At 70.0% G+C, this 25,390-nt stretch carries 25 protein-coding genes and 1 pseudogene; 10 read left to right on the top strand and 16 right to left on the bottom strand.

The window, feature by feature from the left end:
- Positions 1-61 precede the first annotated feature (61 nt).
- Both ACFSE6_RS13660 and ACFSE6_RS13655 read right to left on the bottom strand, forming a co-directional pair.
- Positions 62-844, bottom strand: coding sequence for a hypothetical protein (locus ACFSE6_RS13660; RefSeq protein WP_388008072.1), 783 nt, complete (start codon positions 842-844; stop codon positions 62-64).
- Entirely contained in the window at positions 841-987 is a 147-nt protein-coding gene (locus tag ACFSE6_RS13655; RefSeq protein ID WP_388008069.1) for a ribbon-helix-helix protein, CopG family, read from the bottom strand. Before ACFSE6_RS13655 ends, ACFSE6_RS13660 begins: the two co-directional genes overlap by 4 nt.
- A gap of 93 nt (positions 988-1,080) precedes the next feature.
- Between ACFSE6_RS13655 and ACFSE6_RS13650 the strand changes: the two genes are divergently transcribed.
- From ACFSE6_RS13650 to ACFSE6_RS13640, 3 genes are all read left to right on the top strand, one after another.
- A complete protein-coding gene (locus tag ACFSE6_RS13650) occupies positions 1,081-1,860 on the top strand; it encodes a 2,3-bisphosphoglycerate-dependent phosphoglycerate mutase (RefSeq protein ID WP_388008066.1) in 780 nt (259 codons plus the stop codon).
- Between the two features lie 49 nt (positions 1,861-1,909).
- Positions 1,910-2,416, top strand: coding sequence for a gluconokinase (locus tag ACFSE6_RS13645; protein ID WP_388008063.1), 507 nt, complete (start codon positions 1,910-1,912; stop codon positions 2,414-2,416).
- Between the two features lie 63 nt (positions 2,417-2,479).
- Entirely contained in the window at positions 2,480-3,148 is a 669-nt protein-coding gene (locus tag ACFSE6_RS13640; RefSeq protein ID WP_388008060.1) for a histidine phosphatase family protein, read from the top strand.
- Positions 3,149-3,181: 33 nt separating this feature from the next.
- Here the strand turns inward: ACFSE6_RS13640 and ACFSE6_RS13635 are convergent, their stop codons facing one another.
- Positions 3,182-4,123, bottom strand: a complete 942-nt coding sequence (locus ACFSE6_RS13635) for a phosphoglycerate dehydrogenase (RefSeq protein ID WP_388008057.1) — start codon at positions 4,121-4,123, stop codon at positions 3,182-3,184.
- 186 nt (positions 4,124-4,309) lie between these two features.
- On the opposite strand from ACFSE6_RS13635, the gene ACFSE6_RS13630 reads away from it, so the two are divergent.
- Both ACFSE6_RS13630 and ACFSE6_RS13625 read left to right on the top strand, forming a co-directional pair.
- A complete protein-coding gene (locus ACFSE6_RS13630) occupies positions 4,310-4,795 on the top strand; it encodes a hypothetical protein (RefSeq protein WP_388008054.1) in 486 nt (161 codons plus the stop codon).
- Between the two features lie 12 nt (positions 4,796-4,807).
- Positions 4,808-5,248, top strand: a complete 441-nt coding sequence (locus tag ACFSE6_RS13625; RefSeq protein ID WP_388008051.1) for a DUF421 domain-containing protein — start codon at positions 4,808-4,810, stop codon at positions 5,246-5,248.
- A 21-nt stretch (positions 5,249-5,269) separates the two neighbouring features.
- Here the strand turns inward: ACFSE6_RS13625 and ACFSE6_RS13620 are convergent, their stop codons facing one another.
- From ACFSE6_RS13620 to ACFSE6_RS13605, 4 genes are all read right to left on the bottom strand, one after another.
- The gene (locus ACFSE6_RS13620) at positions 5,270-5,926 is read right to left on the bottom strand and encodes a copper resistance CopC family protein (protein WP_388008048.1); all 657 of its coding nucleotides are present in this window, start codon (positions 5,924-5,926) and stop codon (positions 5,270-5,272) included.
- Between the two features lie 137 nt (positions 5,927-6,063).
- Positions 6,064-7,506 carry a DUF2079 domain-containing protein gene (locus ACFSE6_RS13615; RefSeq protein ID WP_388008045.1) on the bottom strand — a complete coding sequence of 481 codons (1,443 nt, stop codon included), beginning with the start codon at positions 7,504-7,506 and terminating at the stop codon, positions 6,064-6,066.
- A gap of 46 nt (positions 7,507-7,552) precedes the next feature.
- Positions 7,553-10,255: a lysylphosphatidylglycerol synthase domain-containing protein gene (locus ACFSE6_RS13610; protein ID WP_388008042.1), complete on the bottom strand. Its 2,703-nt coding sequence runs from the start codon at positions 10,253-10,255 to the stop codon at positions 7,553-7,555.
- Positions 10,256-10,307: 52 nt separating this feature from the next.
- The gene (locus tag ACFSE6_RS13605) at positions 10,308-10,943 is read right to left on the bottom strand and encodes a CGNR zinc finger domain-containing protein (RefSeq protein ID WP_388008039.1); all 636 of its coding nucleotides are present in this window, start codon (positions 10,941-10,943) and stop codon (positions 10,308-10,310) included.
- A gap of 238 nt (positions 10,944-11,181) precedes the next feature.
- On the opposite strand from ACFSE6_RS13605, the gene ACFSE6_RS13600 reads away from it, so the two are divergent.
- Both ACFSE6_RS13600 and ACFSE6_RS13595 read left to right on the top strand, forming a co-directional pair.
- Positions 11,182-12,102 (top strand): EamA family transporter, encoded by a 921-nt coding sequence (locus tag ACFSE6_RS13600; RefSeq protein ID WP_388008036.1) that lies wholly within the window; start codon positions 11,182-11,184, stop codon positions 12,100-12,102.
- Entirely contained in the window at positions 12,095-12,955 is an 861-nt protein-coding gene (locus ACFSE6_RS13595; protein ID WP_388008033.1) for an alpha/beta fold hydrolase, read from the top strand. The genes ACFSE6_RS13600 and ACFSE6_RS13595 overlap by 8 nt, the downstream gene beginning before the upstream one ends.
- On the opposite strand, the gene ACFSE6_RS13590 is transcribed toward ACFSE6_RS13595, so the two are convergent.
- Positions 12,907-13,359, bottom strand: a complete 453-nt coding sequence (locus ACFSE6_RS13590) for a hypothetical protein (RefSeq protein ID WP_388008030.1) — start codon at positions 13,357-13,359, stop codon at positions 12,907-12,909. The genes ACFSE6_RS13595 and ACFSE6_RS13590 overlap by 49 nt on opposite strands.
- A 35-nt stretch (positions 13,360-13,394) precedes the next feature.
- Between ACFSE6_RS13590 and ACFSE6_RS13585 the strand changes: the two genes are divergently transcribed.
- Positions 13,395-14,330, top strand: a complete 936-nt coding sequence (locus ACFSE6_RS13585; protein WP_388008027.1) for an NAD-dependent epimerase/dehydratase family protein — start codon at positions 13,395-13,397, stop codon at positions 14,328-14,330.
- Positions 14,323-15,255 (top strand): alpha/beta fold hydrolase, encoded by a 933-nt coding sequence (locus ACFSE6_RS13580; protein ID WP_388008024.1) that lies wholly within the window; start codon positions 14,323-14,325, stop codon positions 15,253-15,255. The genes ACFSE6_RS13585 and ACFSE6_RS13580 overlap by 8 nt, the downstream gene beginning before the upstream one ends.
- Before the next feature lie 97 nt (positions 15,256-15,352).
- Here the strand turns inward: ACFSE6_RS13580 and ACFSE6_RS13575 are convergent, their stop codons facing one another.
- The 3 genes from ACFSE6_RS13575 to ACFSE6_RS13565 all read right to left on the bottom strand — a co-directional run bounded on the left by ACFSE6_RS13575 (position 15,353) and on the right by ACFSE6_RS13565 (position 18,875).
- Positions 15,353-16,138, bottom strand: a complete 786-nt coding sequence (locus ACFSE6_RS13575) for a CPBP family intramembrane glutamic endopeptidase (RefSeq protein ID WP_388008021.1) — start codon at positions 16,136-16,138, stop codon at positions 15,353-15,355.
- A 68-nt stretch (positions 16,139-16,206) separates the two neighbouring features.
- Entirely contained in the window at positions 16,207-17,130 is a 924-nt protein-coding gene (locus ACFSE6_RS13570) for a phosphoadenylyl-sulfate reductase (protein WP_465254158.1), read from the bottom strand.
- Positions 17,127-18,875: a nitrite/sulfite reductase gene (locus tag ACFSE6_RS13565; protein WP_388008018.1), complete on the bottom strand. Its 1,749-nt coding sequence runs from the start codon at positions 18,873-18,875 to the stop codon at positions 17,127-17,129. The genes ACFSE6_RS13570 and ACFSE6_RS13565 overlap by 4 nt, the downstream gene beginning before the upstream one ends.
- A 400-nt stretch (positions 18,876-19,275) precedes the next feature.
- On the opposite strand from ACFSE6_RS13565, the pseudogene ACFSE6_RS13560 reads away from it, so the two are divergent.
- Positions 19,276-19,740: pseudogene (locus ACFSE6_RS13560) on the top strand (HAD family hydrolase); the annotation flags it as partial.
- Between the two features lie 166 nt (positions 19,741-19,906).
- Here ACFSE6_RS13560 and ACFSE6_RS13555 read toward each other — a convergent pair.
- From ACFSE6_RS13555 to ACFSE6_RS13535, 5 genes are all read right to left on the bottom strand, one after another.
- Positions 19,907-21,217: an alkaline phosphatase family protein gene (locus ACFSE6_RS13555; protein WP_388008015.1), complete on the bottom strand. Its 1,311-nt coding sequence runs from the start codon at positions 21,215-21,217 to the stop codon at positions 19,907-19,909.
- Between the two features lie 35 nt (positions 21,218-21,252).
- Positions 21,253-21,969 (bottom strand): glycerophosphodiester phosphodiesterase, encoded by a 717-nt coding sequence (locus tag ACFSE6_RS13550; RefSeq protein ID WP_388008012.1) that lies wholly within the window; start codon positions 21,967-21,969, stop codon positions 21,253-21,255.
- Positions 21,969-23,348 carry an extracellular solute-binding protein gene (locus ACFSE6_RS13545; protein ID WP_388008009.1) on the bottom strand — a complete coding sequence of 460 codons (1,380 nt, stop codon included), beginning with the start codon at positions 23,346-23,348 and terminating at the stop codon, positions 21,969-21,971. Before ACFSE6_RS13545 ends, ACFSE6_RS13550 begins: the two co-directional genes overlap by 1 nt.
- A 79-nt stretch (positions 23,349-23,427) precedes the next feature.
- Complete coding sequence (locus ACFSE6_RS13540; protein ID WP_388008006.1) at positions 23,428-24,378, bottom strand: carbohydrate ABC transporter permease; 951 nt, start codon at positions 24,376-24,378, stop codon at positions 23,428-23,430.
- A complete protein-coding gene (locus ACFSE6_RS13535; protein WP_388008003.1) occupies positions 24,375-25,346 on the bottom strand; it encodes a carbohydrate ABC transporter permease in 972 nt (323 codons plus the stop codon). The genes ACFSE6_RS13540 and ACFSE6_RS13535 overlap by 4 nt, the downstream gene beginning before the upstream one ends.
- Between the last annotated feature and the right edge of the window lie 44 nt (positions 25,347-25,390).

Here is a 25,390-nt window from a genome sequence, read left to right as displayed (position 1 = left end):
CCTGTCGTGGGTCGGTCGAGCTCGCCTCTACCGCCAGCATGGACCACGACGGCGATGACGGCTACCGGGACGGCGGTGCGGCGCCGGTGGCGACGTGAAAGCCGTAGAGATCCCGCTGTGTCTCGTTGACCCACACCCGCGTGCCGTCCGGGGCGGTGATCCGCAACGTGCGGGCGTAGGCCTCGTCGATGAGGTCGACCGGATGGCCGGCCGCCTCGACGCGGGTCTGCAGTGCCTCGACGTCGCCCGTCTCGAGGCTGATCTCGACGCTGATCTCGCCGTCGTCGACCGTGCGGTCCTCGGCGGCGTCGCTGTCCGCGCGGTGGAAGGCAAGCACGCCGTGGCCCACCAGATCGGCCCACCCGTTGGTGTCACTGGTGATCCGGCGAGTCAGACCCAGATGCGTGGCGGCCTCCGCGCCGTCGATGACGGAACGGGTGTAGACGAGCGGCAGGACTGCGAGCCCCTCCGGTCGGACCGGATTCGTGCCACCGGCCCCGTTGGCGCGGTCGATCACGACACGGCCCTGCGGCAGGTCGGCCACCAGGACGTCGCCGCGATCGAACGTCGCCCGGCGGATGTCGGTCCCGGTCCCCGCGACCGCAGTGCGGTACGCCTTGAGGTCGGGGACCTCCCAGGCCAGTTTTGCCTTACCCACGAGAGGGCTTTCGGGCTCGGCATGGTGCAGGGCGAGCCGCCCGGAGTCCGCGGCGAGTACCACCCAGCCGTCCGCCTCGACACCGGTGCTGATGAAGCCGAGGTCCGCATAGAACGCCTGCCATGCGGCCACGTCGGTGACGAACCTGATCGGTCGCAGTATCGGCGTCGGAATCGTTGTGGTCATCGCTGTTCCACCTCCGTCAGGTAGTCGGACAGCACCCGCTCGACGAACGCGGACAACGAGACGCCTTCGTCGATGCACCGGTGCTTGACGGCGCGTACCAGCTCGGGCGGGAGGTACACGTTGAACTGCGTCTTCTCGGGCATGGGTCCACCCTACGAGCATGACAGTGTGCTAGCAAGCGAGTATGCGTGCGCTCAGGTGGGGACTGGCTCCCGTCGTCATGCGAGAGTGGCCACGTGCGATCGGACGTCACCAGCACTCGCCTCGGCTCGTTGGTTCTGCTGCGGCACGGTGAGTCCGTCGGGAACGCCCGCGAACTGTTCACGGGAGTGCTCGACGTCGATCTGACGCCGGCAGGGGAGCAGGCGAGTCGTGACGCGGGCGCCCGCCTGGCCGCGGCGGGGTTCGTGCCCGACGTGGTCGTGACCTCCGAGCTCGCGCGTGGCTGGCGCACGGCTGAACTCGTCGTCGAGGCGCTGGGAGTGACGTGCCCCCTCCTGCGGCGATGGCGACTCAACGAACGCAGCTACGGCGCGCTGTCCGGTCACCGCAAGGCGGACGTACGTGCCGCGTACGGCACCGAACAGTTCCTGTACTGGCGACGTTCCCTCGAGGGGCGTCCGCCGCCACTCGACCGGGAGACCCTCGAACTGTGGGGCAGGCTGAGCCCGTTCGACCGGTTGCCCCCGGAGGCGCTCGTGGGCACCGAGTCCCTGCTCGACGTCGTCGCGCGGCTACGTCCTTGGGTCGCGGAGGTGACGGAGGACGTTCGCGCAGGTCGCGATGTGCTGGTCGTCGCGCACGGCAACTCGCTCCGTGCCCTGTGCGCCGTGCTGGACGATCTCAGTGGTGAGGAGCTGCGCCGGTTGAACATCCCGAACGCCCGCCCGTTGCGCTACGACGTCACCCCCGGTGGCGACGGCCTGCTGCGGTCCCGGATCCGAGGTGGTCGTTACCTCGACCCGGACATCGCGCGCGTGGAAGCGGCGATCATCGCTCGCCAGGGCGGGACGTGAGGCCCGGCCGCTAGGCTCGCGGGGACGCGGACACCGAGTGGGAGAGTTGATGGAGCAGAGGCACATCGTCGTGATGGGGGTCTCCGGAGGCGGCAAGACGACATTGGCGACCGCGCTCGCCGACCGTCTCGGCTACGTGTTCGCCGAAGGGGACGACTTCCACAGCGAGGCGAACCGGGACAAGATGCGCGCCGGCACCCCGCTGAACGACGACGACCGCGCACCGTGGCTCGTAACCATCCGGGACTGGATGACCGAGCAGGCCCGGGCAGGCACCTCGACGGTCGTCACCTGCTCCGCCCTCAGGCGGGCGTACCGCGACGTGCTGCGTGAGGCGGTCGGCCAGACGGTGTTCGTCCACGTGGCCCCGCCGGTCGAGGAGACGGCTACCCGCATCGGCCAGCGCCGGGATCACTACATGCCCGCCAGTCTGCTGGAGAGCCAGATCCAGACACTCGAGGAGCTCGGCGAGGACGAACCCGGCTTCGCGGTGCGGTCGGCCGGCTCGCCCGACGAGGTCCTCACCGAGGTGCTGAGCCGGCTCGAGTCCTCGTGATGTTCACCTGACGTCCAACACCGTGGCGGGCGACATCCGTGGTGATCAGGAGAGGATGGGTGTATGCGACTGATTCTGGTGCGGCACGGACAGACCAGCTCGAATGTCGAGGGCCTGCTCGACACGAGGGAACCCGGAGCCGATCTGACCGACCTCGGTCGCGAGCAGGCGGCTGCGCTGCCCGACGTGCTCGGCGCCGAGCCGATCGATCTCATCGTCACCTCTACCCTCGTCCGCACGCAGCAGACCGCTGCGCCGCTGGCTGACGCCCTGGGGCTCGAGCCGTGGATCCGTGACGGCGTCCGCGAGATCTCGGCCGGCGACTACGAGATGCGAGGCGACCCCGAGGCCGTCCGCGGATACCTCGAGCCGATCTTCAGCTGGCGGGAGGACGACCTCACCGGTCGCGTCCTGGGCGGCGAGAATGGTGCCGAGTTCTACGAGCGGTTCGACGGGGTCGTCGACGAGATCCTCGCGACCGGGGTCCGTACCGCCGTGATCGTCAGTCACGGTGCCGCGATCCGGTCGTGGGTCCCGGCACGTGCCGACAACGTCAGCGGCGAGTTCGCCGCGCGCACGCCCGTGAGCAACACCGGCGTCGTCGTCCTGGAGGGCGACCGGAGGACCGGCTGGACGGTGCTGACGTGGGAGGACCAGGCACTCGGCGGACCCGAGGTCGACACCTCGCTCGCCGACGGCCCGGCCGGCGACCCGGTCGACGTCGACGCCTGAGAGGTTTCTCGGCTCGGCGTCCGGCCGCCCGCCTCAGCGTTCGACGACGTTGCGCATCTCGCGGCCCTCGAGGAACGCGGCGAGATTCTCGGCGATCAGGTCGTCGGCGCCGACGGGGCGGCCGCCCGCGGCGTGCGGGCTGATGATGAGGTTCGGCGCGTCCCACAACGGCGACTGCTGCGGCAGCGGTTCGACAGCGGTGACGTCCACCGCCGCGCCGGCGATGGAGGCTGACTCCAGTGCGGCGAGCAGCGCGTCCTCGTCCACGGTCGTCCCGCGGCCGACGTTGACGACGTAGGCGTGATTCGGCAGCAGGTCGAGCCGATCGCTGCCGAGCGCCTTGGTGGTCGCCGGCGTCGCCGGCAGGATCATGATGAGGACGTCGGTCTGCGGCAACGCGGACTCGATGTCCTCCTCGGCGATCACGTCGAACCCGGCGCGGGTCCCCGCCGACCGTGCGACGCCGCGCACCGTCGCACCGAGCCCGGACAGCAGCGGCGCCAGCGCCTGACCGATGTTGCCGAAACCCCACACCAGGACCTGTGCGCCGATCAGCGAGGTGACTGCCCCCTCCGGCCGCAGCGGCTGCGGCCCGCCCAGGTCGCGGTCCCACCGGCGCTCCTTCTGGGCTGCGGCCATCTGCGGCAGCCGCCGCACCTGCGCGAGCGTCAAGGCCAAGGCGTGCTCGGTGACGGTGGCGTCGTGCAACCCGGCACCGGAGGTGATGACCACGTCCTCGGCGAAGCCCGCGGAGACGATGGCATCGGTGCCGGCCGCGAGCGACTGAACCCATCGCAGGTTCGGCATCCGGCCCGCCACGGCCTCAAGCGTCGACGGCGCATTCGCCCACGCGACCAGGACCTCGGCATCGAGATGCTCATCCGGGACGGGGCGGGTGACGTCGTAGGACACGGTCGTCACGCCGTCGGGCACGGTCGGATTCAGGGGCACGTTGTCGGGAAGCAGCACCTTCACACCGCAGACTGTGTCACAACCCGCCCGCCGGCGACCCGGTGTGCCACTCCTCGAACGTCTCGCCGCGCGGCCGACGCCACCGGCGAGTAGCGTCCGCCGCCGTGAGCCCGTCGTGCGGTCGCGGCCTGGGCCAGGCCTGCGAGTCGCCGCGTCGCTCCAGTCAGGACGTCGAGCCCGGAGGTGTGCATGAGCCTGGACATCGAACAGCACGAGGCGTTCCAACGCCGGGAGTGGGCCGCGGAACGGGTCGGGACCGGACTTCTCGTCCTGTTCGTCGTCGCCGGGCTGCTCGGCCTGATCGCCGTCGGGCCGTTGAGTTGGACCACACGCTCCAGCGGGTCCGGAACCGTCGGCGTCGAGTTCGACCGCATTGCCTTCCACGAGTCCGAGGATGACCTCACCCTCGTCCTCGGGCCGGGCGCCGCCGTCGACGGCACGGTCACCGTGCGGATCGCCGGGACTTGGCCCGGCGCCGTCGAGGTCCAGGGCATCTCCCCGGAGCCCTCCGAACAACGCGCCGTTCCCGGCGGGATGGTCTGGGTCATCCCGGTGCCCGACCGGGGCGAGACGGAGGTGACCGTGGCGTTCCGACCGCAGGAGTACGGCTCTCAGGACGCCCGGATCGAGGTCCGCGACGAGTCCGTCTCGTTCTCACAGTTCGTGCTGCCCTGAGGAGGTCCCCCGATGGATGCCGTGCTTCGCGCTGTCGCGATCTACCTGGTCCTGATGCTCATCTTCCGCCTCACGGGCAAACGCACGATCGCGCAGCTGACACCGTTCGACTTCGTCGTCATCCTCATCGTCGGTGAGGCGACGCAGCAGGCGCTGCTCGGGGAGAACTTCTCCGTCACCTACGCCGCCCTGGTCATCGCGACTCTCGTGCTGCTCGAACGACTCGCAGACCTGCTCTCCTACCGCTTCCCCTTGCTCAAACGCATGACCGAGAGCGTCCCCGTGGTCCTCGTCGAGGACGGCAGACCGCTGCCCGAGGTGATGAAGCGCGAGCAGATCACCACCGAGGACGTCATGAGCTCCGCCCGTCTCAACCAGGGGCTGGAGCGGATGGACCAGATCCGGTGGGCGGTGCTCGAGACCTCGGGCGGGATCAGCATCGTCCCGCGGTGACCGTGACGGTGACGGTGCCGGTCAGCGACGGCGGGTCAGCCGCACGATCGTGGCGACGATCCCCGCCAGGATCGCGACGGCGAGGACGACGGCGACCCAGGTCGGCATGTTCAGGGGCGACCCGGACTGCTCGTCGTCCTGCTGCTCGCCCCCGGTGCTGCCGTCGGCCGGGGCGTTCGCCTCGTCCGGGGACTGCGTCGACTCCGGCATCGCGTCGTCGGCGCCGGCTCCGTCTGCACCGGCGGTGCCGTTCCCCTCGTCCTCCGGTTCGGCGGCGCCGCCGCTCGCGACGGTGAACCCGTAGTCGCCCTCGATGCGGTGCCCGTCCGAGGACACGACCGACCACGTGACCGTGTACTCGCCGTCCTCCAGCGGGTCGAGGGCCAGGATCGCCCGCTGCCCGTTGAGCTCGGGCTGTCCCTCGGCCACGGTGGTCCCCGCGGAATCCGTGACCGCGATGGCCCGGTCGCCGTCGAGCAGCTCGTTGCTGAAGGTGAGCTCGATCTGCGACGGCGACTCATCGAGCGTCTCGCCGTCGGCGGGCGCTGACTCGATCAGCGTGTCGTGCGCGGCCGCCGGCGGCGCAAGACCGGCGACGACGAGGAGCGACGCCACCCCGAGCACCAGGGTCGACGCCACGACGTGCAGGAACGAGGGTCGGACACGCGCAGTAAGCACGCTGTCACGGTACGACGTCCACGGCGTCAGGCGTGAGTGCCACCGACCGCAGCCGGTTGTGAGGCAGGCCACTGTGCCCGGCGGGCGAATACGGCACCGTCCCTGGTGGTACGCCAATGTCGCCGGTTCTCCGAGCCTCACCGAACCCGCGCGGCGACCTGGTACCCGGCCTCGTCCAGCACCAGTTCGTAGTCCTGACCGGGATGCCGTTCCTCGGCCAGGTCGGCGGCATCGGCGACGTCGTCGGTCCACGTGCGGCGGGTCGCGTCCAGGACCAGGCGGTCGGGCGGCGGATTGCCCTCGTTGCCGACCCAGTACACCTGACTGCGCGGGACGAGGTACGCCATGAGATAGATGTCGGCCTCCACCGTGCGACCGGCCACGATGTCGATCATCTCGTCGACGACGTCGGCGCGGGGCGAGCCCGCGTACGTCGCGGGCTCCACGAGACGGTTCATCGGTCCCGTCACGGTCATGATCGCCGTCGTGAGCACTGCGGCGGCCGTGCCGGCACTCGCCCATCGCCGCGCCGGCACGAGTCTCCTGCCCAGGTGCCCCGTGCCGGTCCGGCCGGAGACGGCGTCGAGCAGCGCGGCGACAGCCACAGGCATCAGAACCGCGGAGTAGTGCCAGGTCCACCCCCAGTAGTACTCGACGTTGCCGAGGAACCGCCACGCCAGCGTCGGCACCCACAGCCAGATCAGCGGCGAACGCACCCCGATGATGCCGGCCGCCCCGACGAGAAGCAGCAACGTCACGTACTTCTCGGCCGGCACGAACGCCGCGGCCACCGTCGCGAGCACCCCACCGGCACTGTCGCCGGGACCGTCCGCCGCCTCCTCGCCCGCCGCGAGCCGGCCGTAATAGTCCCAGGTGCCGTCCGGGTGCAGGAGCGGGAGGACGACGCCGATCGCGAGCACCGTCCACCCCACACCCCACGCCACCGTGAGGCGCCCGATTCGCCGCTGCCCGGCGCGCCACCACAGCACCAGACCCAGAGCGGCCACCGTCAGCCCGAGATCCTCCTTGACGAACACCAGCGGCGCCGCCCACAGCACGCATGTCCACCACCGCCGGCGCAGGTACGCCGCCAGGGACGCGGCGAGCAGCGGGACGGCGAAGGCGACCTCGTGGAACTGCGCGGCGACCGCACCCTGCAACCCCCACGACAGTGCGTACGCGACCCCCACCAGGGTGCCCCGGACCGGCCCGAGGAGCTCGCGAGCGACCGTGGTCACCGGAACCGCCGAGACCGCGAACAGCACGGCCTGTGCGATCAACAGGCTCGCCCCGGACGGATGGATCCAGTAGACGGGAGCGAGCAGGACGAGCAGCGGATGGAAGTGGTCACCGAGCAGGTTGAAGCCCTCGCCCTTGATGGTCACGACCGGCGCCTCGAACCCCGCGTAGGCCCGCGCGAGCTGGGTGAAGATCCCCAGGTCCCACGACGGCGACTCCAGCAACCGCCACTGCGTGACGGCGAACGTCACGTAGCCGACGGCGCAGCACGCCGCCACCAGCCAGCTCGCCCAGCGGTCTGCGGTCCGTGCCGTCCCGCGTGCGGTCCGGACGGCGGTCACAGCCGGGAGACGTCGACGGGCGCCGGCCGGCAGGGCGCCGGCGACGTCACAGGAGCTCCTTCCGCTGCAGGTAGCGCAACGCACCCCAGCCGAGCGGAACCCTGCCCCAGAACGTCAGCACGCGGAAGAGGATGGCCACCGAGACCGCCGTGCCGGCAGGGATGCCGGCGAGCGTCAGGCCCGTGGTCAGTGCCGCCTCCACCGGGCCGATACCGCCGGGGGAGGGGACGGCGGCACCGATGGAGTTCGCAGCCAGGAACGTGATCGCCAGGTTCGTCAGCGGCAGGCTGTGGCCGAACGCGGCGAGTGAGGCGCCGAACGCGGCGACGAAACCGGCGGTCATCACCAGGTTGCCGGTGATGCCCAGCAGCAGCCGGCTGGGGTTCGAGACCACCCACACCAGGCGGGGCCAGACCTGCCGCAGCGTCGGCTCCACCCGGCTCCACGTCCACGTGCGCAGTTTCGGGATCAGCAGCACCAGGCCGATCGCCAGGACGACCAGGCCGACGGCGAGCAGGACGGCCCCCGACGGGGCACTGAGGGTTCCGGCCGAGCCGGTCACCAGCGCCACGGCGATCAGCAGGAGCACCGTGGTGATGAACTGGGAGACCTGCATCAGGCCCACCGACGCCACCGCCAGCGGCATCGCGATCCGCTGCTTGTTGAGGAAGCGCAGGTTGAGGGCCGCGGGACCGATGCCGGCCGGCGCGACGAGTGAGACCACCGAGGCGGCCACCTGCACCAGGAGCGTGCGCCACAGTCCGAGTCGCTCGGGCGAGAACGCCTCCAGGGACATGGCCGAGCCCAGGTAGGTCAGCAGTCCGAACGCGAACGCCACCACGATCCACACCGGGTTGGCGCTGGTGACGGCCTCGGCCACCTCCTCGAAGTTCATCCAGGACAGCAGCGCCCAGACCGCGACCACGGCGACGGTCACGGTGATGACGGTCCGCGGGGAGAAGCGGCCGATCTGGAGCGGCGCGACGTCTGCCGTCGGGATCAGGGAGACGAGCTCGCCGCGCAGGGTGGCGAGGGTCTCCCGGCGGGCCGCGGCCCGTGTCGAGGACGGCATCGCGACCGGCTGGAGCAACGGCGCGATCGAGGCCAGCTGGTCGCGGGTGAGCATCCGGGCCGCCGAGGAGAGGGCGCGCTCGGTGCCGACCAGCGTGGCGAGCATCGCCAGCAGCTGCGCCAGGTCGATGCGGCGTGAGAGCTCGGTCGAGATGATCTCGCCGTTCTCCCAGTCCACCAGCCACACGTCGCGGGCGGCGTCGACGAGTACGGCCTCCGCGGTGATGTCGTGATGGGCGAGGCCCTTGGCGTGGGCGGCCTGAACCTGCGACCACAGCGCGTCGAGGAGATCGTCGTCGAGCTCGTCCGGGCGCAGCTCCGAGAGCCGGCGCGCCTGAGCGATGTGCTCGGTGACGATGATGACGCTGTCCCGGGACTCGGTGATCCCGACCAGCTCGGGGGTGCGCACGCCGGCGTCGCGTGTGGCCAGGGACATGAGTGCGGCGCGGTTGGCCGCCTCCCGCAGCGACGTCGCAGGCCGGCGGTCGAGCCCGCGCAGCCGGATGCTGTCCCACACCGACGAGATCACGCCGACCACGTGCCGGTCGCCGTCGAGCACGGTGACGTCGAGCCGGCGGCCTTCGGCGTCCCAGATCGCGTACAGCCGGTGCGCGCTCTCCACATCGAGGGTTCGGCTGGCGGAGGACGAGGCCCGCTGCAGGACCGCTGCGGTGTCCGTGGTCGGATCGGGCTCGATCGTGTCCTGCTCGCCCGAGGCCGCGGCCGGGTCCGGCAGCGGCGGCTGCTGCTCCTGCGCCGTCGTGCCTGCCTGTCCGTTGTTTTCGGCGGTGTCCTCCACCGGCGGCGGGGTCTGGGACGGCTCCCGCAGGCGTTCGGTGTAGCCGATCGGGCTCGAACTGGTGACCGTCCACGCCTGCGCGGTGGTACCGGCGAGCACCGGGTCCATCCGCACCACGGTCACCGGGTCGATGCCCGCGCGGCGCAGCCCGCGAACGAGGTAGGCACCGGTGGCGCGTTCGTGCAGCACCCCGGAGGCGTACCGCATGGCCAACCCCGCGGCGCGGCCGAGCAGCACGGCGACGAGGGCCCCCGGCAACGTCTGGTCGCCCTGGACGACCGAGAGGCCCAGCACCACCCACAGCAGGTTCCAGGTCCAGCGCAGCATGCGGCTGTGGGACCGGTCGCCCACTGCGGTGAGCAGGCCGCTGAGACCGGCGATGTAGACGTTGAGCGCGATGACCGTGGCGCCGGCGGTGGTGATCGTCAGGCCACGGGTGATCTCGGTCGGCGCCACGTGGTGCAGCAGCCACAGGGCGCCGTCGGCCAGCAGGATGGCGACGATGCCGGTGGCCAGGGCCTCGAGCGCCGAGCGCCAGGAGCGGCGCACGATCCGGTCGACGAGCACGATCAGCGGCACGATGAACGAGACGAAGCCTTCGAGCACCGTCACCGGGATGAGCAGCACCTGCCGCAGGACGTCGGCCACCACGGACTGCACGTCCGTGGTCACGCCCTGGGTGGTGGCGTGGGCGTATACGGCGAGGAGAAGGACGACGGCGATGCCGAGCAGGCACCCGAGCAGTGCGAGGAGGTCGCTCGGCCGCCGCACCCTCGTCTCGGGTGCGTCCACCAGGAGCACCTTGCGTCGCGGCGGAGCCTCCTCCACCGGGACGGGTGCCGGCGCCGGGGCGCCGCCGTCGCCCGGATGCAGGCTCATGGGCGGGAGTCTACGTGCCAGGCGACCTCGCAGGCCGGAGGGTGGATCAGAGTCACGTCGGCCGCTGTCGAGCGTCGCCGCGAGAGCGATGCCTGTAATGACGACGCTGCCGGACCCGGTTCCCGCAATCTCCCGGGTCGCACCACCGGCGTGACTGGTTGCGTGTGGTGTCGAGGAACAGCCAGCGACACTCGGTGCACGCTCGGATCCGGTCGATCGCGGTCTCGCTCGTGAGCAGGTCCGTGGCGTCGATGGCCAGTACCCCCAGAAGTGACGGCGAGGGGTCGTACCAGCGGGCAGCGACGGGCCCGGCGTCCGGAGTGCCTTGGCCATCGCTTCCACTCGACGACGGGTACACGAGCTGTCGATTCGCGAACGCGGCGGCAGCCGTTGCGCCGATGTCGGCAAGGTCGTCCGGATCCGGTGACTCGCCGTCGACGACGGCGAGGAATGTTCGGGCGACGACTTCCCGGAACCTGCGCAGGCGTCGGATGTCGGTCCTCTCTGGCGGGGGCAACCCAGCCGCGGAGGCCCATCGACAGGCGTTTCCCGACGGTTCTAGCCAGTCGTGTTCGCGTGCGGTGCCGCGAAAGCTCACCAGATTGGCCAGATCCAGGGCGGGAGTTCCGCCGATCAGCTTGTACGTCCCCGGATATGAGCGGGGATCCAGGTCAACACTCGAAGCCACTTGGACAATCTAACTCCTCATAATGCTATTGACCCGTTAGACAGGCGTGTGGTTGCCTCGCTGCAACGCGAGTCGGACGTCGTACGTGAGGTGGCATGGCCATGAGGGCGGCCAGGGGGGGCGAGAGTTTGGAGCACGAAGACCGCCGGACGGTGGCGATGGCTGCTCTCAGGTCACGGGTTGTCCTGCGCGGTCCGAAGACATCGCACCTGCGCGCCGATCTGGGGGGTGCTTGAGCATGATGCGCTCGACCGCCGCAGAGGCGCCGGAACGTCATGAACGTCGGCGTATCCGCCCGGAGCTGTTCTTCGTCGGCTCAGCCATCTTCCACTACCTCGGCCCGTCTTTCGCAGTCTTGCTGTTCGCGCGCATCGAGCCGCTCGGCGTCGCCTGGCTCCGCATCCTTGTCGCGGCGACCGTGTTCGCTATCTGGCGCCGACCCTGGCGGCGCTGGCGCTCCGCGCGCCGAGACGAACGGGCAACGATCCTCGCCTGGGGTGTGCTGCTCGCCGGAATGAACTCCGTCTTCTACCTGGCGATCGATCGCCTTCCTTTGGGGACGGTCGCCGCGATCGAGTTCGTCGGACCGATCGCCATCGCTGCATTTGCTGTTCGTACGCTGCGAAACGCCGTGGCGATCGGGCTGACGCTCGCCGGACTGGCCTTGCTCAGTGACGTGAGCCTTGCCGGTTCTCCGCTCGGGTTCCTTTTCGCGCTCGCCAACATGGTGTTGTTCGCGGGCTACGTGATCATCGGCCACCGGGTATCCCGGCACACCGGTCTCACCGGCGTCGACGGACTCGCGCTCGCCATGATCGTCGCTGGTGTCGCTTCCGCACCGATCGGCATGGTGGCCGGCCTCCCTGCCCTGACCGACCCGGTCGCACTCGGTGCAGCCATCGGCGTCGGCGTGACGTCGTCGGTCATCCCGTACGTATTCGATCAGCTCGCCATGCGCCGTTTGGCACGTGAGACCTACGCGTTGATGACCGCTCTCCTGCCGGCGACCGCAACGGTCATCGGGTTACTCATTCTCGCTCAGAGGCCGCAGCTCGCGGAGTTACTGGGGATCGGTCTGGTCGTCATTGCCATCGTCGTACATCGCCCGGTGTCAGCGGAGAAGACGTACGAGGAGCGTGAGAAGGTCTCCGATGGCTGAAGCCCAGCTGAACCGGACCCGCCTCGCATACGACGTGGTCGGAGACGGACCGACCATCGTGTTCGTCGCTGGACTCGGGATGGACCGGACGACGTGGCGGCGGCAGGTCGACTTCTTCAGAATCACCCATCGAGTGGTGACGTTCGACGTTCGAGGCGCCGGTGGGTCTGGACCGTTGCACGCAAGGTCGGGAGTCCTGGCCACGCAGGCGGCTGACCTGAAGGCACTGCTCGAGCACCTCGGTATCGCGCGTGCGGTGCTCTGTGGGGTGAGCTTCGGGGGGATTCTGGCTCAGGAGTTCGCCATCCGTTACCCCGACCGGATCGCCGGGTTGGTGCTGTGCGACACCTTTTGCGATATGAAACTCGCTTCGCGCTTGTCCAGGACCGCGCTTGTCCTGGCGGCCCAGCTCGCTGTGCCGATGCTGCTCGTGCCGTCGCTGTCCTTGCCTGCCGTCCGCCGAATGTACGCCCGATGGCCGCACGCCCGGAACACCATCGTCAAGGGGTATCGCAACATGCGCCGCGTGGAGACAGTTCGGATGCGGCTCGCCATCAATCGCGTACAGAACCACGCGCGGCTTCAGGAGGTGGCCTGTCCCGTGCTGGGGCTGGTCGGAGACGAGTCGCCGCAGCTTGTCGAACTGATGCACCGCGTGGTGGATTCGCTCGGTACGGCAGAACTCCGCGTGCTCAAGAACTCCTTCGATCCCAGCAACCTCACTCAGCCGGACACTTTCAACTCCGCCGTCCACGACTTTCTGATCGACGTCGGTTGGATCGCTCAGACGCCCGGGCTGCGCGGTCACGCGACCGGTCCACGAACGACACCCGGCAGGATGGACTCGACATGACGGTGAACGACCAGCGCAATGATGAACGTGGCCTGGCCAGAACAGGCGCGGGTCGGGCGGGCCATCGAATCGTCGTCGTCGGCGTGCTGGTCGGCGCCGCATCGATGATCGGCGTCGGGGCCTGGTGCCGTTTCGACCCTGTCGGTTTTGCCGCCTGGGCGAACTGGCCCGTCCACGAGCACTTCCTCCATGACGCCGTGGTGTTCCAGATCGCGATCGGAATGATGATGATCGCCGCCCTCGTCTGGCGTGACGTCGTTGCGGTCGCGCTCGCCGGGTTCGTCTTCACCAACGTCGCCCACGCGTACAACCACTATCAAGATCGTGCCGCTGGTGGACACGCGAGTGATCCCGTGTACCTCCTCGGCTTCGCGGTGCTCGGAGGTGGCGCGCTCCTTGTTCATGTCCGCCGACGCCCCGCGGCACGGGACGGAGGTCGATGATGAAGGTGATGGTCGCCGGTGCGACCGGTGCCGTCGGGCAGCGCGTCGTGTCACGGCTTGTCGCGGCCGGCCACGATGTCCTTGCGCTGGCCCGGAGGCCGACCGGCGCCGATCGGGTCCGAGCCAGAGGCGCAGTCCCCGTTGCCGCCGACATCATGGATGGCGACGGTCTGATCCGCGCACTCAATGGTCGCGAGCTCGACGGCATCGTCCACCAGGCCACAGCCATATCGGGGATGCCCCGACGGCACAGTGACCTCGACGCCACGGACGCTCTCCGAGACGAGGGCACCCGTAACCTCCTGCGCGCCGGACAGGCACTCGGTGTGCGGCGGTTCGTGACACAGTCCTTCTTCCTGGGGTACGGCTGGCAGGACCACGGGTACGAACCACTGACCGAGGACAAGCCGTTCGGCGTCGAGGTCGGTGGGAAGTTCGACGCTCACCTGCGGTCGTTGCGGTCCAATGAGGATCAGGTGCTCGCCTCCGAGGGAGGTGTTGCGTTGCGGTACGGGCTGTTCTACGGGCCGGACGCGATGACCCGGACGTTGCTCCGCCTGTGCCGACGTCGGGTGATGCCTGCTCCGCGGCCGGCCGGAACCCTCCATCCGATCCATGTCGATGACGCCGCCGACGCAGCGGTCGCTGCTTTGGAGCGTGGACGCGCCGGGCAGGCGTACAACGTCGTCGATGACCAGCCGGTGGGAATGGATGAGTATCTCGACGCGATGGCCTCCGCGGCCGGCGCTCGCCGACCGCTGCGCGTCCCAGCTTCGTTGTTGCGACCCTGGCCGTACCTCCACGCACTGCTGACGGCTGTCCACATCCGACTCAGCAATGACAAGGCCAAGTATGAGCTCGGATGGCGCCCGCGCTTTCCCAGCTGCCGCGAGGGCCTGACCGCCCTCGCCGGCGAGGCCTTCGATGACTGACGGGTACGGGACGCATCGCCGTTCAGGTGCGCCGACCTCGTTCGACCGTGCCTTCGTGTCCGGCCGGGTAGGCATGGCTGAAGGGAGCGTCGCCTACCGCTCCGGCGGTCGCGACGGCCCGGCGGTCATCCTGTTGCACGGGGCCAGTCTCGACAACGGATCGATCACATGGCGCCATGTTGCCGAGGACCTCGTCACCGACCATCGTGTGTTCGCACCCGATCTGCCCAAGCACGGTGAGAGCTGGCCTTGGCACGGACGAGCAGATCAAGAGGCCCTCGAGCGCGTGCTGCTCGAGATGATGGATCACTTGGAGCTGTCGGCTGCCACCCTTGTGGGGTTGTCGCTCGGCGCTGCGGTCAGCCTCGGTGTCGCGCGACGGGCGCCTGATCGTGTGGAGCGAATGGTGCTCGCCTCGGCCGGCGGGATTCAAGACCGGGTCACCGCCCACGAGTTGGCTTACCTCTCCCCGCGGACGCCTGTCTCCTGGGCTCTCACCCGGGCGCAGTCGGCGCGGTCGTTGGAGCGTTTCGCCCGCAGGAGGCTGCCGTTTGCCGATGATGTCACCGAGGCCGAGATCGATCGGCTCGCGGCCGCGTACGTCGCCGAGTACACCGCGAAGCGACGGCATGGGGGCCACGTCTTCAGTGACTGGAACCGGTTCGAGATCGGCCCGCGCCGAATGCGAACAAATCACCTGCCCCACCTGTCCGAGGTGTCCTGCCCGACGCTGTTGGTGCATGGCGAGGAAGACACCTCAGTTCCTGTGCGGCTGGCGCGGGAAGCCGCCGAGCGCATGCCACAGGGGCGGCTCGAGGTCGTCGCCGGCGCAGGACACTTCGTCGCCCAGGATCACCCCCGTGAGGTCGTCCGCCTCGTCCGCACCTTCATGGATGAGATGAGCCCGGACGGACCCACACCGTGACGGACGCCGGAGCGAGGCTGCGGTGGTAGCTGACTGGCAGCCGGGTATGCGCTCGTGTGCGACACGATGGGTTGAGGCCGCGCCGTGCCCACGCCCACTAGCCAGAGCCCAGCCCGAGGGTGGCGAGAAGCTCGTCGGGCAGGTAGGCGTAGCCGACGAAGGCGACGATGTCGATGAGCGCGTGCGCGACCACGAGCGGCATGGTGCGACGTCGTCGGCGGTAGTACTCGGCGAAGATGACGCCCATGACGACGTTGCCCACGAAGGGCCCGAAGCCCTGGTAGAGGTGGTACGCGCCGCGCATGAGCGCACTGGCCGCGATCACCACCACGGGCCGCCAGCCGAGTTGCTCGAGCCGTTCGACCAGGTACCCGGCGACGACGACCTCCTCGAGCAGCGCGTTCTGCAGTGCCGACAGGAGCAGGACCGGCACCGTCCACCAGGCGGAGTTCAACGCGGACGCCTGGACCTCGACGGTGATGCCGAGCGCGCGGCCGGCGAGGTAGAGCGCCAGGCCCGGAACCCCGATGAGCGCGGCGAGTCCGACGCCGGCGGCGAGCGTGCGGCCGGGTGGTCGGAACGTCAGCCCGATCCGATCGGTGGCGCGGCGTCCGTGCTCGGTGAGCAGATAGAGGGCCAGCGCCACCGGGATCAGGGCGAAGCCGATGGACAGCAGCTGGTACGCCAGGTCCAGGTAGGGGCGGTCCGATCGTGAGGGGTTGAGCGCGGTGGCCTGCTCACCCAGCGGCACGTCGGCCGTCAGCCGCGCGATGATGTTGACGACGGCGTAGACGGCGGACTGACCGAGGCTCAGTCCCAGCACGATGAGGATCTCGGCGCGGATACGGCGGGCCGGGCGCCCGGGTCCCGCGGCCACGCTCATGCGGGCCATTGTGCACCGGGCCGGCTGGGCAGGAGCTGAGGGGTGGGAGACCCGCAGTGGGGTTGCCCTCACCCGTGCAGGCCGCACTCGGACTTCTCCAGGCCGGCCCACCGGCCGGCCCGCGGGTCCTCACCCGGCGCGACGGCGCGGGTGCAGGGCGCGCACCCGATGGACGGGTAGCCCTCGGCGAGCAGCGGGTTCGCTGGGAGCCGGTGGCGCAGCGCGAAGGAGACGAGGTCGTCGTCCGACCACCCGGCCAGCGGGTTGATCTTCACCAGGCCGTTGGCGGCGTCCCAGGAGATCAGCGGCGCCTCGCGGCGTCCGGCCGAGTCCGCCCGGCGCAGGCCGGTTGCCCACGCCTCGTAGCCGGCCAGCGCGCGGCGCATCGGCTCGACCTTGCGCATCCGGCAGCATGCCTCTGGGTCACGGGCGAACAGGTCCTTCCCGTACGCCGCGTCCTGCTCTGCCACCGAGAGCTCCGGGCGCACGTCCACCACCGTCACGTCCAACTCGTGCGCGACCAGGTCCCGGGTGCCGAGCGTCTCGGCGAAGTGGTAACCGGTCTCGCCGAAGAGCACGTCGACCCACGGCAACTCCTGGGAGACCAGGAACGGCACCACCGCGTCCTTCATCGAGGACGCCACGGCGAGGGAGTCGCCGAACTCGGCGGCCGCCCAGGCGACGACCTCCTCCGCGCCTGCCTCGTCGGCGGCATCCACGCCGGACCCGGCCAGCTCGGCCTGCCCACGCCGCACCACCTCCTGCAGCTCCTCGTCCGAACGCCGCCGGCGCGGCCGGGCCGCTAGCCGCTCCTGCCGGTCGGCGCGCGCCCGCTCGCGCTCGGCCAGCCGCGCTCGTGACGCCGCGGCGTTCGAGCGCAGGGACGAGCCGTCCGGGCCGTCCGGTGACGGGCCGTCCGGGGTGGCGGCACTGCGCAGCGTGGTGGCCGAGATCGGCGGCCCGACGCCGAGCCCGACCGACACCTTGCTCACCGTAGGGCGTCCTCGTCGGCCCGGTGCGCCCACTGCGCGAACGTCTCCGCCCCCTCGCGGTCGTCGGCGTAGCGCCGCACCAGACGTTCGACGTAGTCAGGCAGGTCGGCCGCCGTCACCTTCAGGCCCCGCACGGTCCGGCCCAGGCCGCCTTCCTCCCGGTCCGGCGCGGCCAGCCCGCCGCCCAGGTGCACCTGGAAGCCCGGCACCTGCTCGCCGTCGTCGTTCATCACGATCTGGCCCTTCAGGCCGATGTCCGCGGTCTGGATCCGCGCGCAGGAGTTCGGGCAGCCGTTGACGTGCAAGGTGATCGGCGGCAACCCGGCCTGGTCGGCCAGCCGCCGCTCGAGCTCGGCAATCGCTTCGGCGGCCGTCACCTTCGTCTCGACGATCGCCAGCTTGCAGAACTCGATGCCGGTGCACGCGATGGTGCTACGCCGGAACACGCTCGGCCGGGCCTGCAGGCCGAGCTCGTCCAGCCCCGCGATCAGCGAGTCGACCCGGTCACCGGCCACGTCCAGCACCAGCAGCTTCTGGAACGGCGTCAACCGCACCCGGCGGGACCCGTGCTCCTCGGCAAGCTCGGCGACCCGCCGCAGAATCTCGCCGGAGACCCGGCCGACCGTCGGCGCGACGCCGACGTAGAACCGGCCGTCCTTCTGCTCGTGCACGCCGACGTGGTCGCCCGGCTCGGAGGGGACCGGCGCCGGCGGGCCGTCCGGGAGGGGGTACTCGAGGTACTCGGACTCGAGCACGTCGCGGAACTTCTCGGCGCCCCAGTCCGCGAGCAGGTACTTCAGCCGCGCCTTGTTCCGCAGCCGCCGGTAACCGTAGTCACGGAAGATCTGCACGACGCCGTGCCACACCTCCGGAGCCTGCTCCGCGGTGACGAACGCCCCGAGCCGCTCACCGAGCCGCGGGTTCGTCGACAGGCCGCCGCCGACCCACAGGTCGTACCCGACGCCCAGCTCGGGGTGCTCGACCCCGACGAAGGCGACGTCGTTGATCTCGTGGACCACGTCCAGACTCGGGTGCCCGGTGGCCGCGGACTTGAACTTGCGCGGCAGGTTCGCCAGCGAGGGGTCGCCGATGTAGCGCCGCTGGATGGTCTCGATGACCGGCGTCGGGTCGATGAGCTCGTCCTTGGCGATGCCGGCGACCGGCGAGCCGAGGATGACGCGGGGGACGTCGCCGCAGGCCTCGGTGGTCTGCAGCCCGACGGCCTCCAGCCGCCGCCAGATCTCCGGGACGTTCTCGACCTCGATCCAGTGGAGCTGGATGTTCTGCCGATCGGTGATGTCGGCGGTCCCTCGGCCGAACTCCTCGCTGATGCCGGCGACCACCCGCAGCTGCTCGGTGCTCAGCGCGCCGCCGTCGATGCGCACGCGGAGCATGAAGTAGCGGTCCTCGAGCTCGTGCGGCTCGAGGGTGGCGGTACGACCACCGTCGATGCCCGGCTTGCGTTGGGTGTACAGGCCCCACCAGCGGAACCGTCCGTGCAGGTCGTCCCCGGGGATGGAGTCGAAGCCCTCGACGGCGTAGGTCTGCTCGATGCGCTCCCGTACCGCGAGCGGGTCGGACTCCTGCTTGAACTCCTCGTTGTGGTTCAGCGGCGCGGTGCCGTCCACCTTCCACTGGCCGTTCGGGCGCTGCGGACGGGAGGGCCGGTCGGAGCGGTCGGGCCGGTCTTCGGTGCGCCCACGGCGGGAGCGGGTAGCGGACGGATCGGTCAGGCGGGTCGTCATGTCAGTCCTCGTGGCCTGGGGTTCGTCAGGCACGCGACCGACGGCTCTTCGGGAGGGGCGGAGACCGACGGCGCGCGCCGGGTCTCAGGGCTGCCGGAAGGCGGCCGGGCTGAGGGGCGCGGTCAGTGACAGCACAGACAGCTGCACATGGGCATGCAGCCGGAGGCGCACATCGACATCTCGTGGCGGGTGCGCACGAGGGCGGGGAGCGCGGCCGTGGTCATGTCGACGACGCTAGACCCGGCGTCGGCGCTCGCCTACCCCCTGTCCACATGTTGGTTGAAGCGACAAGTGAACGGGCCGGTGATGTCCGGAGGCTGAGCCGATCCTGCGGCACGATGGACCGGTGAGCGAGCGAGCTGATAAGCGGGGATCGGGCGTGAGCGCCGTCGTCTTCGATATGGACGGGATCCTCACCGACACCGAGGTGATCTGGGACGACGTCCGCCGTGGTCTCGCCCAAGAGGACGGCGTGGCCTGGCCGGAGGACGCCACCGAGACGATGATGGGCATGTCCACGTCCGAGTGGTCGGCCTACCTGTCCCGGACCGTGGGCCTGCGCGGGAGTCCCGAGGAGGTCGCGGAGCGCGCCATCGAACGGGTGACCCGGAGGCTGGACGAACACCTCCCGCTCATGCCGGGCGCCGTCGAGGCGGTGCGGCGGATGGCCGGCCGCTGGCCGGTCGGACTCGCCTCCTCCGCGCCACGGCGGCTGGTCGACGCGGTGCTCGAGGCTCTCGCGCTGAGCGACCGGTTCGGCGCCACGGTCTCCACCGAGGAGGTCCCCGCCGGCAAACCGGCCCCGGACGGGTACCTGCTGGCGTGTGAGCGGCTCGGGGTGGACGCCGCGCGGTCCGTGGCGGTCGAGGACTCCTCCAACGGGCTGCGGTCGGCGGCCGCAGCCGGCATGGCGGTCATCGCCGTGCCGCACCCGGGCCACCCGCCCGCCGCCGATGCGCTGGCCTCGCCGCGGCGCGACTCGCCAGCCTGGACGAGCTCACCGAGGACCTGGTGGCCGGCCTGCGCTGACGTCAGGCCGGTTCGGTCACCGCGGCGAGCGCGTCCGACATGGCCACGCCCTCGGCGTCGGGCAGGTCGAGCCCCAGGACCTCGGCGAACGTCGGTGCCTCGTCGAGCATACTGCGCCGGCCCAGCTCGAGGCCCGGCAGGAAGGCCGGTCCCGTCGCGATGAAGACGGGCTGCCCGCCGTGCCGGGGCGCATGCCCGTGCGCACCGACCGGCGGCGGGTAGTCGGGCTCACCCTTGACGAGGATCTCCGGCCGGTCCCACAGCATGCCGACCACGACGCCCGGCTCCGACTCGACGACCCATTCGAACGGCCCGTCGAGGCCGTAGTCCCGCCGCGCCTGGTCCGCGGTCCAGACCTTCTCGATCCGGTAGCGCGGGTCTGTCTCGATCTCGGCGAGCAGGGCCTCGACCTCGGTCCGGCGCTCGGCCGTGATGTCCTCGGCGAGGAAGAGCTGTCCGGACAGTCCGGCGCCGAGGCAGAACACGTCGTAGTTCAGGAGCCGGCCCGTCTCGTCCACCCGCAGGAAGCCGCGGTTCTTGAAGACTGTGTTGAGGTTCGTGTGCTGCTCGGTGTCCAGGTGGCCGTGGTCCGAGACGATGACGATGTTCGTCCGCTCCAGATCCCCGGCGGCCTCCAGAGCGTCCAGATAGCTCCCCAGCGTGCGGTCCACTTGGCGCAGCGCCTCGTGCACGTGCGGGCCGTACGCCCCGCCCGCGTGCCGTGCGGTGTCGACCTCGACCAGGTGGACGAACATCATGTCGGGCCGCTCGTGGCGCAGGATCTGCTCCGAGACCGCGTTGACGAAGCCGAAGTACTTCCCCTTCGTGCGCTCCGTGTCCACCAGGTGCAGATTCGGCAGCACGTACCTCTCCAGCGAGGCCGCGTTGGTGGTCCGCCGGTACTGGTCCTCCAGACCGTCGAAGATCTGCGGGTTGGTGATCTCCGGGACGAGCCAGTCCACCGACCGCTCGTTCGCGGTGACCGGCCACTGTACGGCGGCGGTGGTGAGCCCGGCGCGCTTCGCCGCCGAGAAGATCGTCGGGACCCGGAGGAGGCCGGCGTCCCAGAACCACTCGGACTCGTCGCCGCGGCCCGGCTGGAATTGGAGGTTGTTGAAGATCCCCGACGCCGCGGGCGGGCAGCCCGTGGTCTGCGCCGTGTGGTTGGGGTAGGTGACCGAGGGGAAGATGCCCTCGATCTCGGCGATCGAGGCCTGTTCGAGGATTCGTGAGAAGGCCGGGAGCGTCCGGGCGAACGGGATGTCGTCATGATGCATCGCGTCGACCGAGACGACGAGGAGCGGGGAGACCATGTCTGCGTCCTTGTCTCGAGATCGGGATCGGGTCGTCAGCCGGTCGGGTGAGCGGCAGCCTCGAGGACGGACCGGCACCAGCCGGGGTCGTCCGCCGCCAAGAGGTCGGCACCGACGTCGACGGCTGCGCGGACGTCGCTCTCGGTCAGCGCGGTCCAGGCGCACACCCGGACGCCGCGCCGCTGCAGCTCGGCCACCAGGGCGCGGTCCAGGTGCGGGATCTCGACGGAGAACATGTCGGCGCCGAGGTCGTCGACCGTGGCGAGCTTGTCCGCCGTCGGCCGCGAGGTCACGACCCCGAGGGCGAGGCCGGGATCGACCGCCCGCACGGCCTCCAGCGCCTCGAGCCGGAAGCTGATGAACGTGACCCGATCGGCCACCCCGGCGGCGAGCGCGAGCTCGGCCGCCGGCCGGGCGGCAGCCGGTGCCTTGATCTCCAGCTGGATCGGCGTGGTGATCGTCTCGAGCGCGTCGCGCAGCGTCGGGATGCGCTCGCCGTCGGCCAGTTCGGCGTCCTGCAGCTGTGGCCACGTGAGGTCCCGGACCGCGCCGCTGGTGCGTCCGGCGACGGCGGTGCGGTCGAGCGTGGGGTCGTGGATCACGACCACGCGGTCATCCGCCGAGAGGTGGACGTCGAACTCGATGACGTCCGCGCCGTCCGCGACGCCGCGCACGAACGAGCTGATGGTGTTCTCCGGCCGGACCGCGGCAGCGCCACGGTGGCCGACGACGAGTGGATTGGTGGTGGGCATCAGACGCCGTACTCCTCGAGATCGTCGCGGTTGTTCTCGATGACGGACTCGTGCTCACTGCGCAGCGTCTCGAGCACGTCCTCGACGTCGGCATTGTCGCCCGTGAGGGAGGCGAACGCCTGTCCCGTGGCCGTGGTGCCGGACTGGAACCAGTGCACCGTGTCGACGGTCTGGGCATTCTCGAGCTGGTCCACGGCCACGGTGAAGTTCGGGTCCGACGCGTGCAGGTCGCGCACCTCGGGCTCCTCGACCGCCGCCTCGACGATCGGCACGTATCCGGAGTTGATGTGCCACCAGCCCGACATCTCCGGCGTCGCGACGAAGCGCAGGAGTTCCGCCGTCGCATCCTGCCGCTCCTGCGACTCGGTGCGCACGAGCGAGAAGCCCGAGCCGCCGGTCGGCACCCGGGGCGGCTGGTTGACCTCGCCGGGCATGTACGCCGCGCCCAGCTCGAAGTCGACCGCGTCGGTCAGACCGCGCATGGAGGCCGTCGATCCGTGGGTGGCGGCGACGACGCCGGTCTGGAAGTCCGTGTGCGAGGCCTGCGCCATGTACGCGTGCCCGTCCTGGTGCACCCAGTCGCTGGCGAAGGTCATCAGCTCGCGCACCTGCTCCTCGGTGGGCATGACCTCGTATCCGTCGGACCAGCGGCCGTCGAAGGCCCACAGCCACGAGTTGGAGTACCAGATGTCGTTCTCGCTGTAGGCGAAGGTACGCACCGGCTGGCCGGCGTTGGTGACCGAGGCGATCTCGGGGCCGAACTCCCGCAACTGCGACCAGGTGTACTGGGTGTCCACCGGGAGCCCCAGGTCCTGGAACAGCGTCTTGTTGTAATAGAAGAGCGGCGTGGAACGGGCGAACGGCACGACGAACGTCTGGTCACCGGCCACGCCCTCGCCCACGAAGTTCTGGATGTAGATGTCCAGGTTCCACTCGTCGTCGAAGTAGTTGTCGAGCGGGGTGAGCGCGCCGGCGAAGTAGAACTGCAGCCATTGCATCTCCGGGAAGCAGACCATGTCCGGGACGGCGCCGGCCTGGAGAGCGGCGGTGAACTGCGTGTTGAGGTCCTCATAGCCACCGACCGACTCGATGGCGGCGAAGATCTCGTCCTGCGAGTCGTTGAACATCGTGAACATCTCCGAGACGGCGTCGAACAGACCGCCGGTCCACGGTGCCCAGAACAGGACGTTCGTCCGACCCCGGTACTGCGCCGGGATCTCCCCGAGTGCGGCCTGGCTCATCCCGCTGCGTAGGTTGCTGCTCGCGCCGGCTTCACCGCTGCTCGAGGCCGGCGCGGTGCACGCGCCGAGCGCGGCGGCACCGGCGCCCAGGCCCAGGGCCGAGAGCATGCGACGGCGGGTGAGGGATGCGTTGTGCACGGGTGTGCTCCTTCGTCGGGGTGAACGGGTGCAGAACAGGCGGATCGAGCAGTGGGACAGGCGGGGCGGGCCGGTGACTTCACCCCTTCACGGCCCCGGCGGTCAGGCCGCCGATGATGCGTCGCTGGGCGAGGAAGAAGACCACGAGCATGGGGGCAGCGACGATGACGGTGCCGGCCATGACCGGTCCCCACGAGTCGTAGCCCTCCTGGCTGCGCAGGAACATGAGCCCGATCGGCAGGGTGCGCATGTCGGAGGTCGACGTCACGATCAGTGGCCAGACGAAGTCGTTCCACTTCGTGATCATCACGATGAGCGTGGCCGTGAGGATCATCGGCCGGCAGGTGGGGACGACGACGTTGCGCATGCGCCGCAGGTGGCCGGCTCCGTCCATCATGGCGGCGTCGATGAGCTCGAGGGGGACCTGCCGCATCTGCTGGTAGATGAGGAACATCGCGAACGCGCTGGCGATGCCCGGCAGGATCAGCCCCTGGTAGGTGTTCAGCCAACCCAGGTTCGAGACGGTGATGTAGTTGACCAGCAGGGTGATGTGGCCGGGCAGCATGAGCGAGCCGACCATGACGGCGAAGATGATCATCTTGCCGCGGAAGCGGACGAAGGCGAACGCGTAGGCGGACAGGATCGCCACACCGATCTCCAGCGCCGTACCGACGACGGTCGTGATGATCGAGTTGCGCAGGAATGCCCCGAAGGGGGCCGAGGTCCAGGCCTGGGAGAAGTTGCCCCACTCGAGCGAACTCGGCAGCCAGGTGAGCGGGTACGTGTAGATCTCCTGCTCGGGCTTGAGTGCCGAGCTGAACAGCCAGTACAGCGGCACGGCGAAGACCGCGAAGATGACCGCCACGAGCAGGTACAGCGCGACGGTGACCGGCACGGGGCGGCGAGGTCCGCCCGCGCGCCGGCGCCACGCACGCCGTGCCGGTGCGGGCGGCGCGTCCCGGTGCGCCGCCGTCGGACTCCCGGCTGCGCTCCGGGTGCGTTCGTCACGTTCCTTGACCGTGAGCGTCATGAGTAGTGCACCCGCTTACTCGCGTACCGGGTCTGGACGAGGGTCACGAGGAGAAGCAGGACGAACATGACCGTGGCCGTCGTCGCCGAGGCGCCGATGTCGAAGTCGACGAACGCCTGGTCGTAGATCATCCACGGCAGCGTGGTGCTCGACGTGCCGGGCCCACCGTTGGTGAGGGTGGCGATGATGTCGAACGTCTGCGCCGCCGCGATGATGCCGGTGACCGTGAGGAAGAACGTCACCGGGCTGAGCAGCGGCAGGGTGATGTTGCGGAAGAGTGGCCAGCCCCGGGCGCCGTCGAGCGAGGCGGCCTCGTAGACCTCCTGCGGGAGATCCAGGATCGCCGTGTAGTAGATGATCGCGACGAACCCGAGACGCTGCCACGCGTAGGCGATCGTGACGGACCACAGGGAGAAGTCCGACGTCGTGGTCCAGTGCGGCGACTCCATGCCGACCATCGCGAACAGCCACCGGCTCAGCCCGTAGTTCGGGTCGAACATGAACAGCCACAGCACGCCGATGGCGGCGCCCGGGAGCATGTGTGGCGCGAAGGCGATGGTGCGCACGAGCCCGGTGAACTTCAGCCGCTGAGCGAGCAGAGACCCGATGGCCATGCCGCCGATGAGCGTGCCCACCACCGCGACGGCGACGAAGATCGCGGTGTTCGTCAGCGCCTCCATGAGCATGGAGCCGGACCGGAAGAGCTCGGTGTAGTTCTCCAATCCCACGAGCACCGGCGCCGGTTGGACGAAGTCCCAGTCGGTGAAGCTGAGGACCACGTTGTACAGCGTCGGGTAGTACCCGAACACGACGATCGCTGCGAGGTTCGGCAGGATCAGCAGGCAGAAGAGCAGCCCTTCGCGTCGGTTGCGCCGGCGGACCTGCTTGGACTGCCGTCGCCTGCCCGGAGGCCGGCCACTCCCGGGTGGCGCGGCGTCCGGCGTCACGAGCTGACCGAGTGCTGCCACGTCCCTCGCTTTCGAGTCGGGGAGCGCACGCCTCGACGTATCAG

Origin of the sequence: Georgenia deserti (assembly GCF_042680605.1) — a bacterium.
GTDB lineage: Bacteria > Actinomycetota > Actinomycetes > Actinomycetales > Actinomycetaceae > Allobogoriella > Allobogoriella deserti.
This window is presented reverse-complemented; position numbering and strand designations above follow the sequence as displayed.

What these genes read in the sequence shown, in the direction of transcription:
- ACFSE6_RS13600 (WP_388008036.1), top strand. Translation starts at nt 11,182, where the DNA reads ATGATGCGCTCGACCGCCGCAGAGGCGCCGGAACGTCATGAACGTCGG.
- ACFSE6_RS13625 (WP_388008051.1), top strand. Translation starts at nt 4,808, where the DNA reads ATGGATGCCGTGCTTCGCGCTGTCGCGATCTACCTGGTCCTGATGCTC.
- ACFSE6_RS13575 (WP_388008021.1), bottom strand. Translation starts at nt 16,138, where the DNA reads ATGAGCGTGGCCGCGGGACCCGGGCGCCCGGCCCGCCGTATCCGCGCC.
- ACFSE6_RS13610 (WP_388008042.1), bottom strand. Translation starts at nt 10,255, where the DNA reads ATGAGCCTGCATCCGGGCGACGGCGGCGCCCCGGCGCCGGCACCCGTC.
- ACFSE6_RS13580 (WP_388008024.1), top strand. Translation starts at nt 14,323, where the DNA reads ATGACTGACGGGTACGGGACGCATCGCCGTTCAGGTGCGCCGACCTCG.
- ACFSE6_RS13640 (WP_388008060.1), top strand. Translation starts at nt 2,480, where the DNA reads ATGCGACTGATTCTGGTGCGGCACGGACAGACCAGCTCGAATGTCGAG.
- ACFSE6_RS13585 (WP_388008027.1), top strand. Translation starts at nt 13,395, where the DNA reads ATGATGAAGGTGATGGTCGCCGGTGCGACCGGTGCCGTCGGGCAGCGC.
- ACFSE6_RS13555 (WP_388008015.1), bottom strand. Translation starts at nt 21,217, where the DNA reads ATGGTCTCCCCGCTCCTCGTCGTCTCGGTCGACGCGATGCATCATGAC.
- ACFSE6_RS13660 (WP_388008072.1), bottom strand. Translation starts at nt 844, where the DNA reads ATGACCACAACGATTCCGACGCCGATACTGCGACCGATCAGGTTCGTC.
- ACFSE6_RS13565 (WP_388008018.1), bottom strand. Translation starts at nt 18,875, where the DNA reads ATGACGACCCGCCTGACCGATCCGTCCGCTACCCGCTCCCGCCGTGGG.
- ACFSE6_RS13550 (WP_388008012.1), bottom strand. Translation starts at nt 21,969, where the DNA reads ATGCCCACCACCAATCCACTCGTCGTCGGCCACCGTGGCGCTGCCGCG.
- ACFSE6_RS13645 (WP_388008063.1), top strand. Translation starts at nt 1,910, where the DNA reads ATGGAGCAGAGGCACATCGTCGTGATGGGGGTCTCCGGAGGCGGCAAG.
- ACFSE6_RS13655 (WP_388008069.1), bottom strand. Translation starts at nt 987, where the DNA reads ATGCCCGAGAAGACGCAGTTCAACGTGTACCTCCCGCCCGAGCTGGTA.
- ACFSE6_RS13590 (WP_388008030.1), bottom strand. Translation starts at nt 13,359, where the DNA reads ATGAACAAGGAGCGCGCCACCTCCGAGCACCGCGAAGCCGAGGAGGTA.
- ACFSE6_RS13595 (WP_388008033.1), top strand. Translation starts at nt 12,095, where the DNA reads ATGGCTGAAGCCCAGCTGAACCGGACCCGCCTCGCATACGACGTGGTC.
- ACFSE6_RS13540 (WP_388008006.1), bottom strand. Translation starts at nt 24,378, where the DNA reads ATGACGCTCACGGTCAAGGAACGTGACGAACGCACCCGGAGCGCAGCC.
- ACFSE6_RS13630 (WP_388008054.1), top strand. Translation starts at nt 4,310, where the DNA reads ATGAGCCTGGACATCGAACAGCACGAGGCGTTCCAACGCCGGGAGTGG.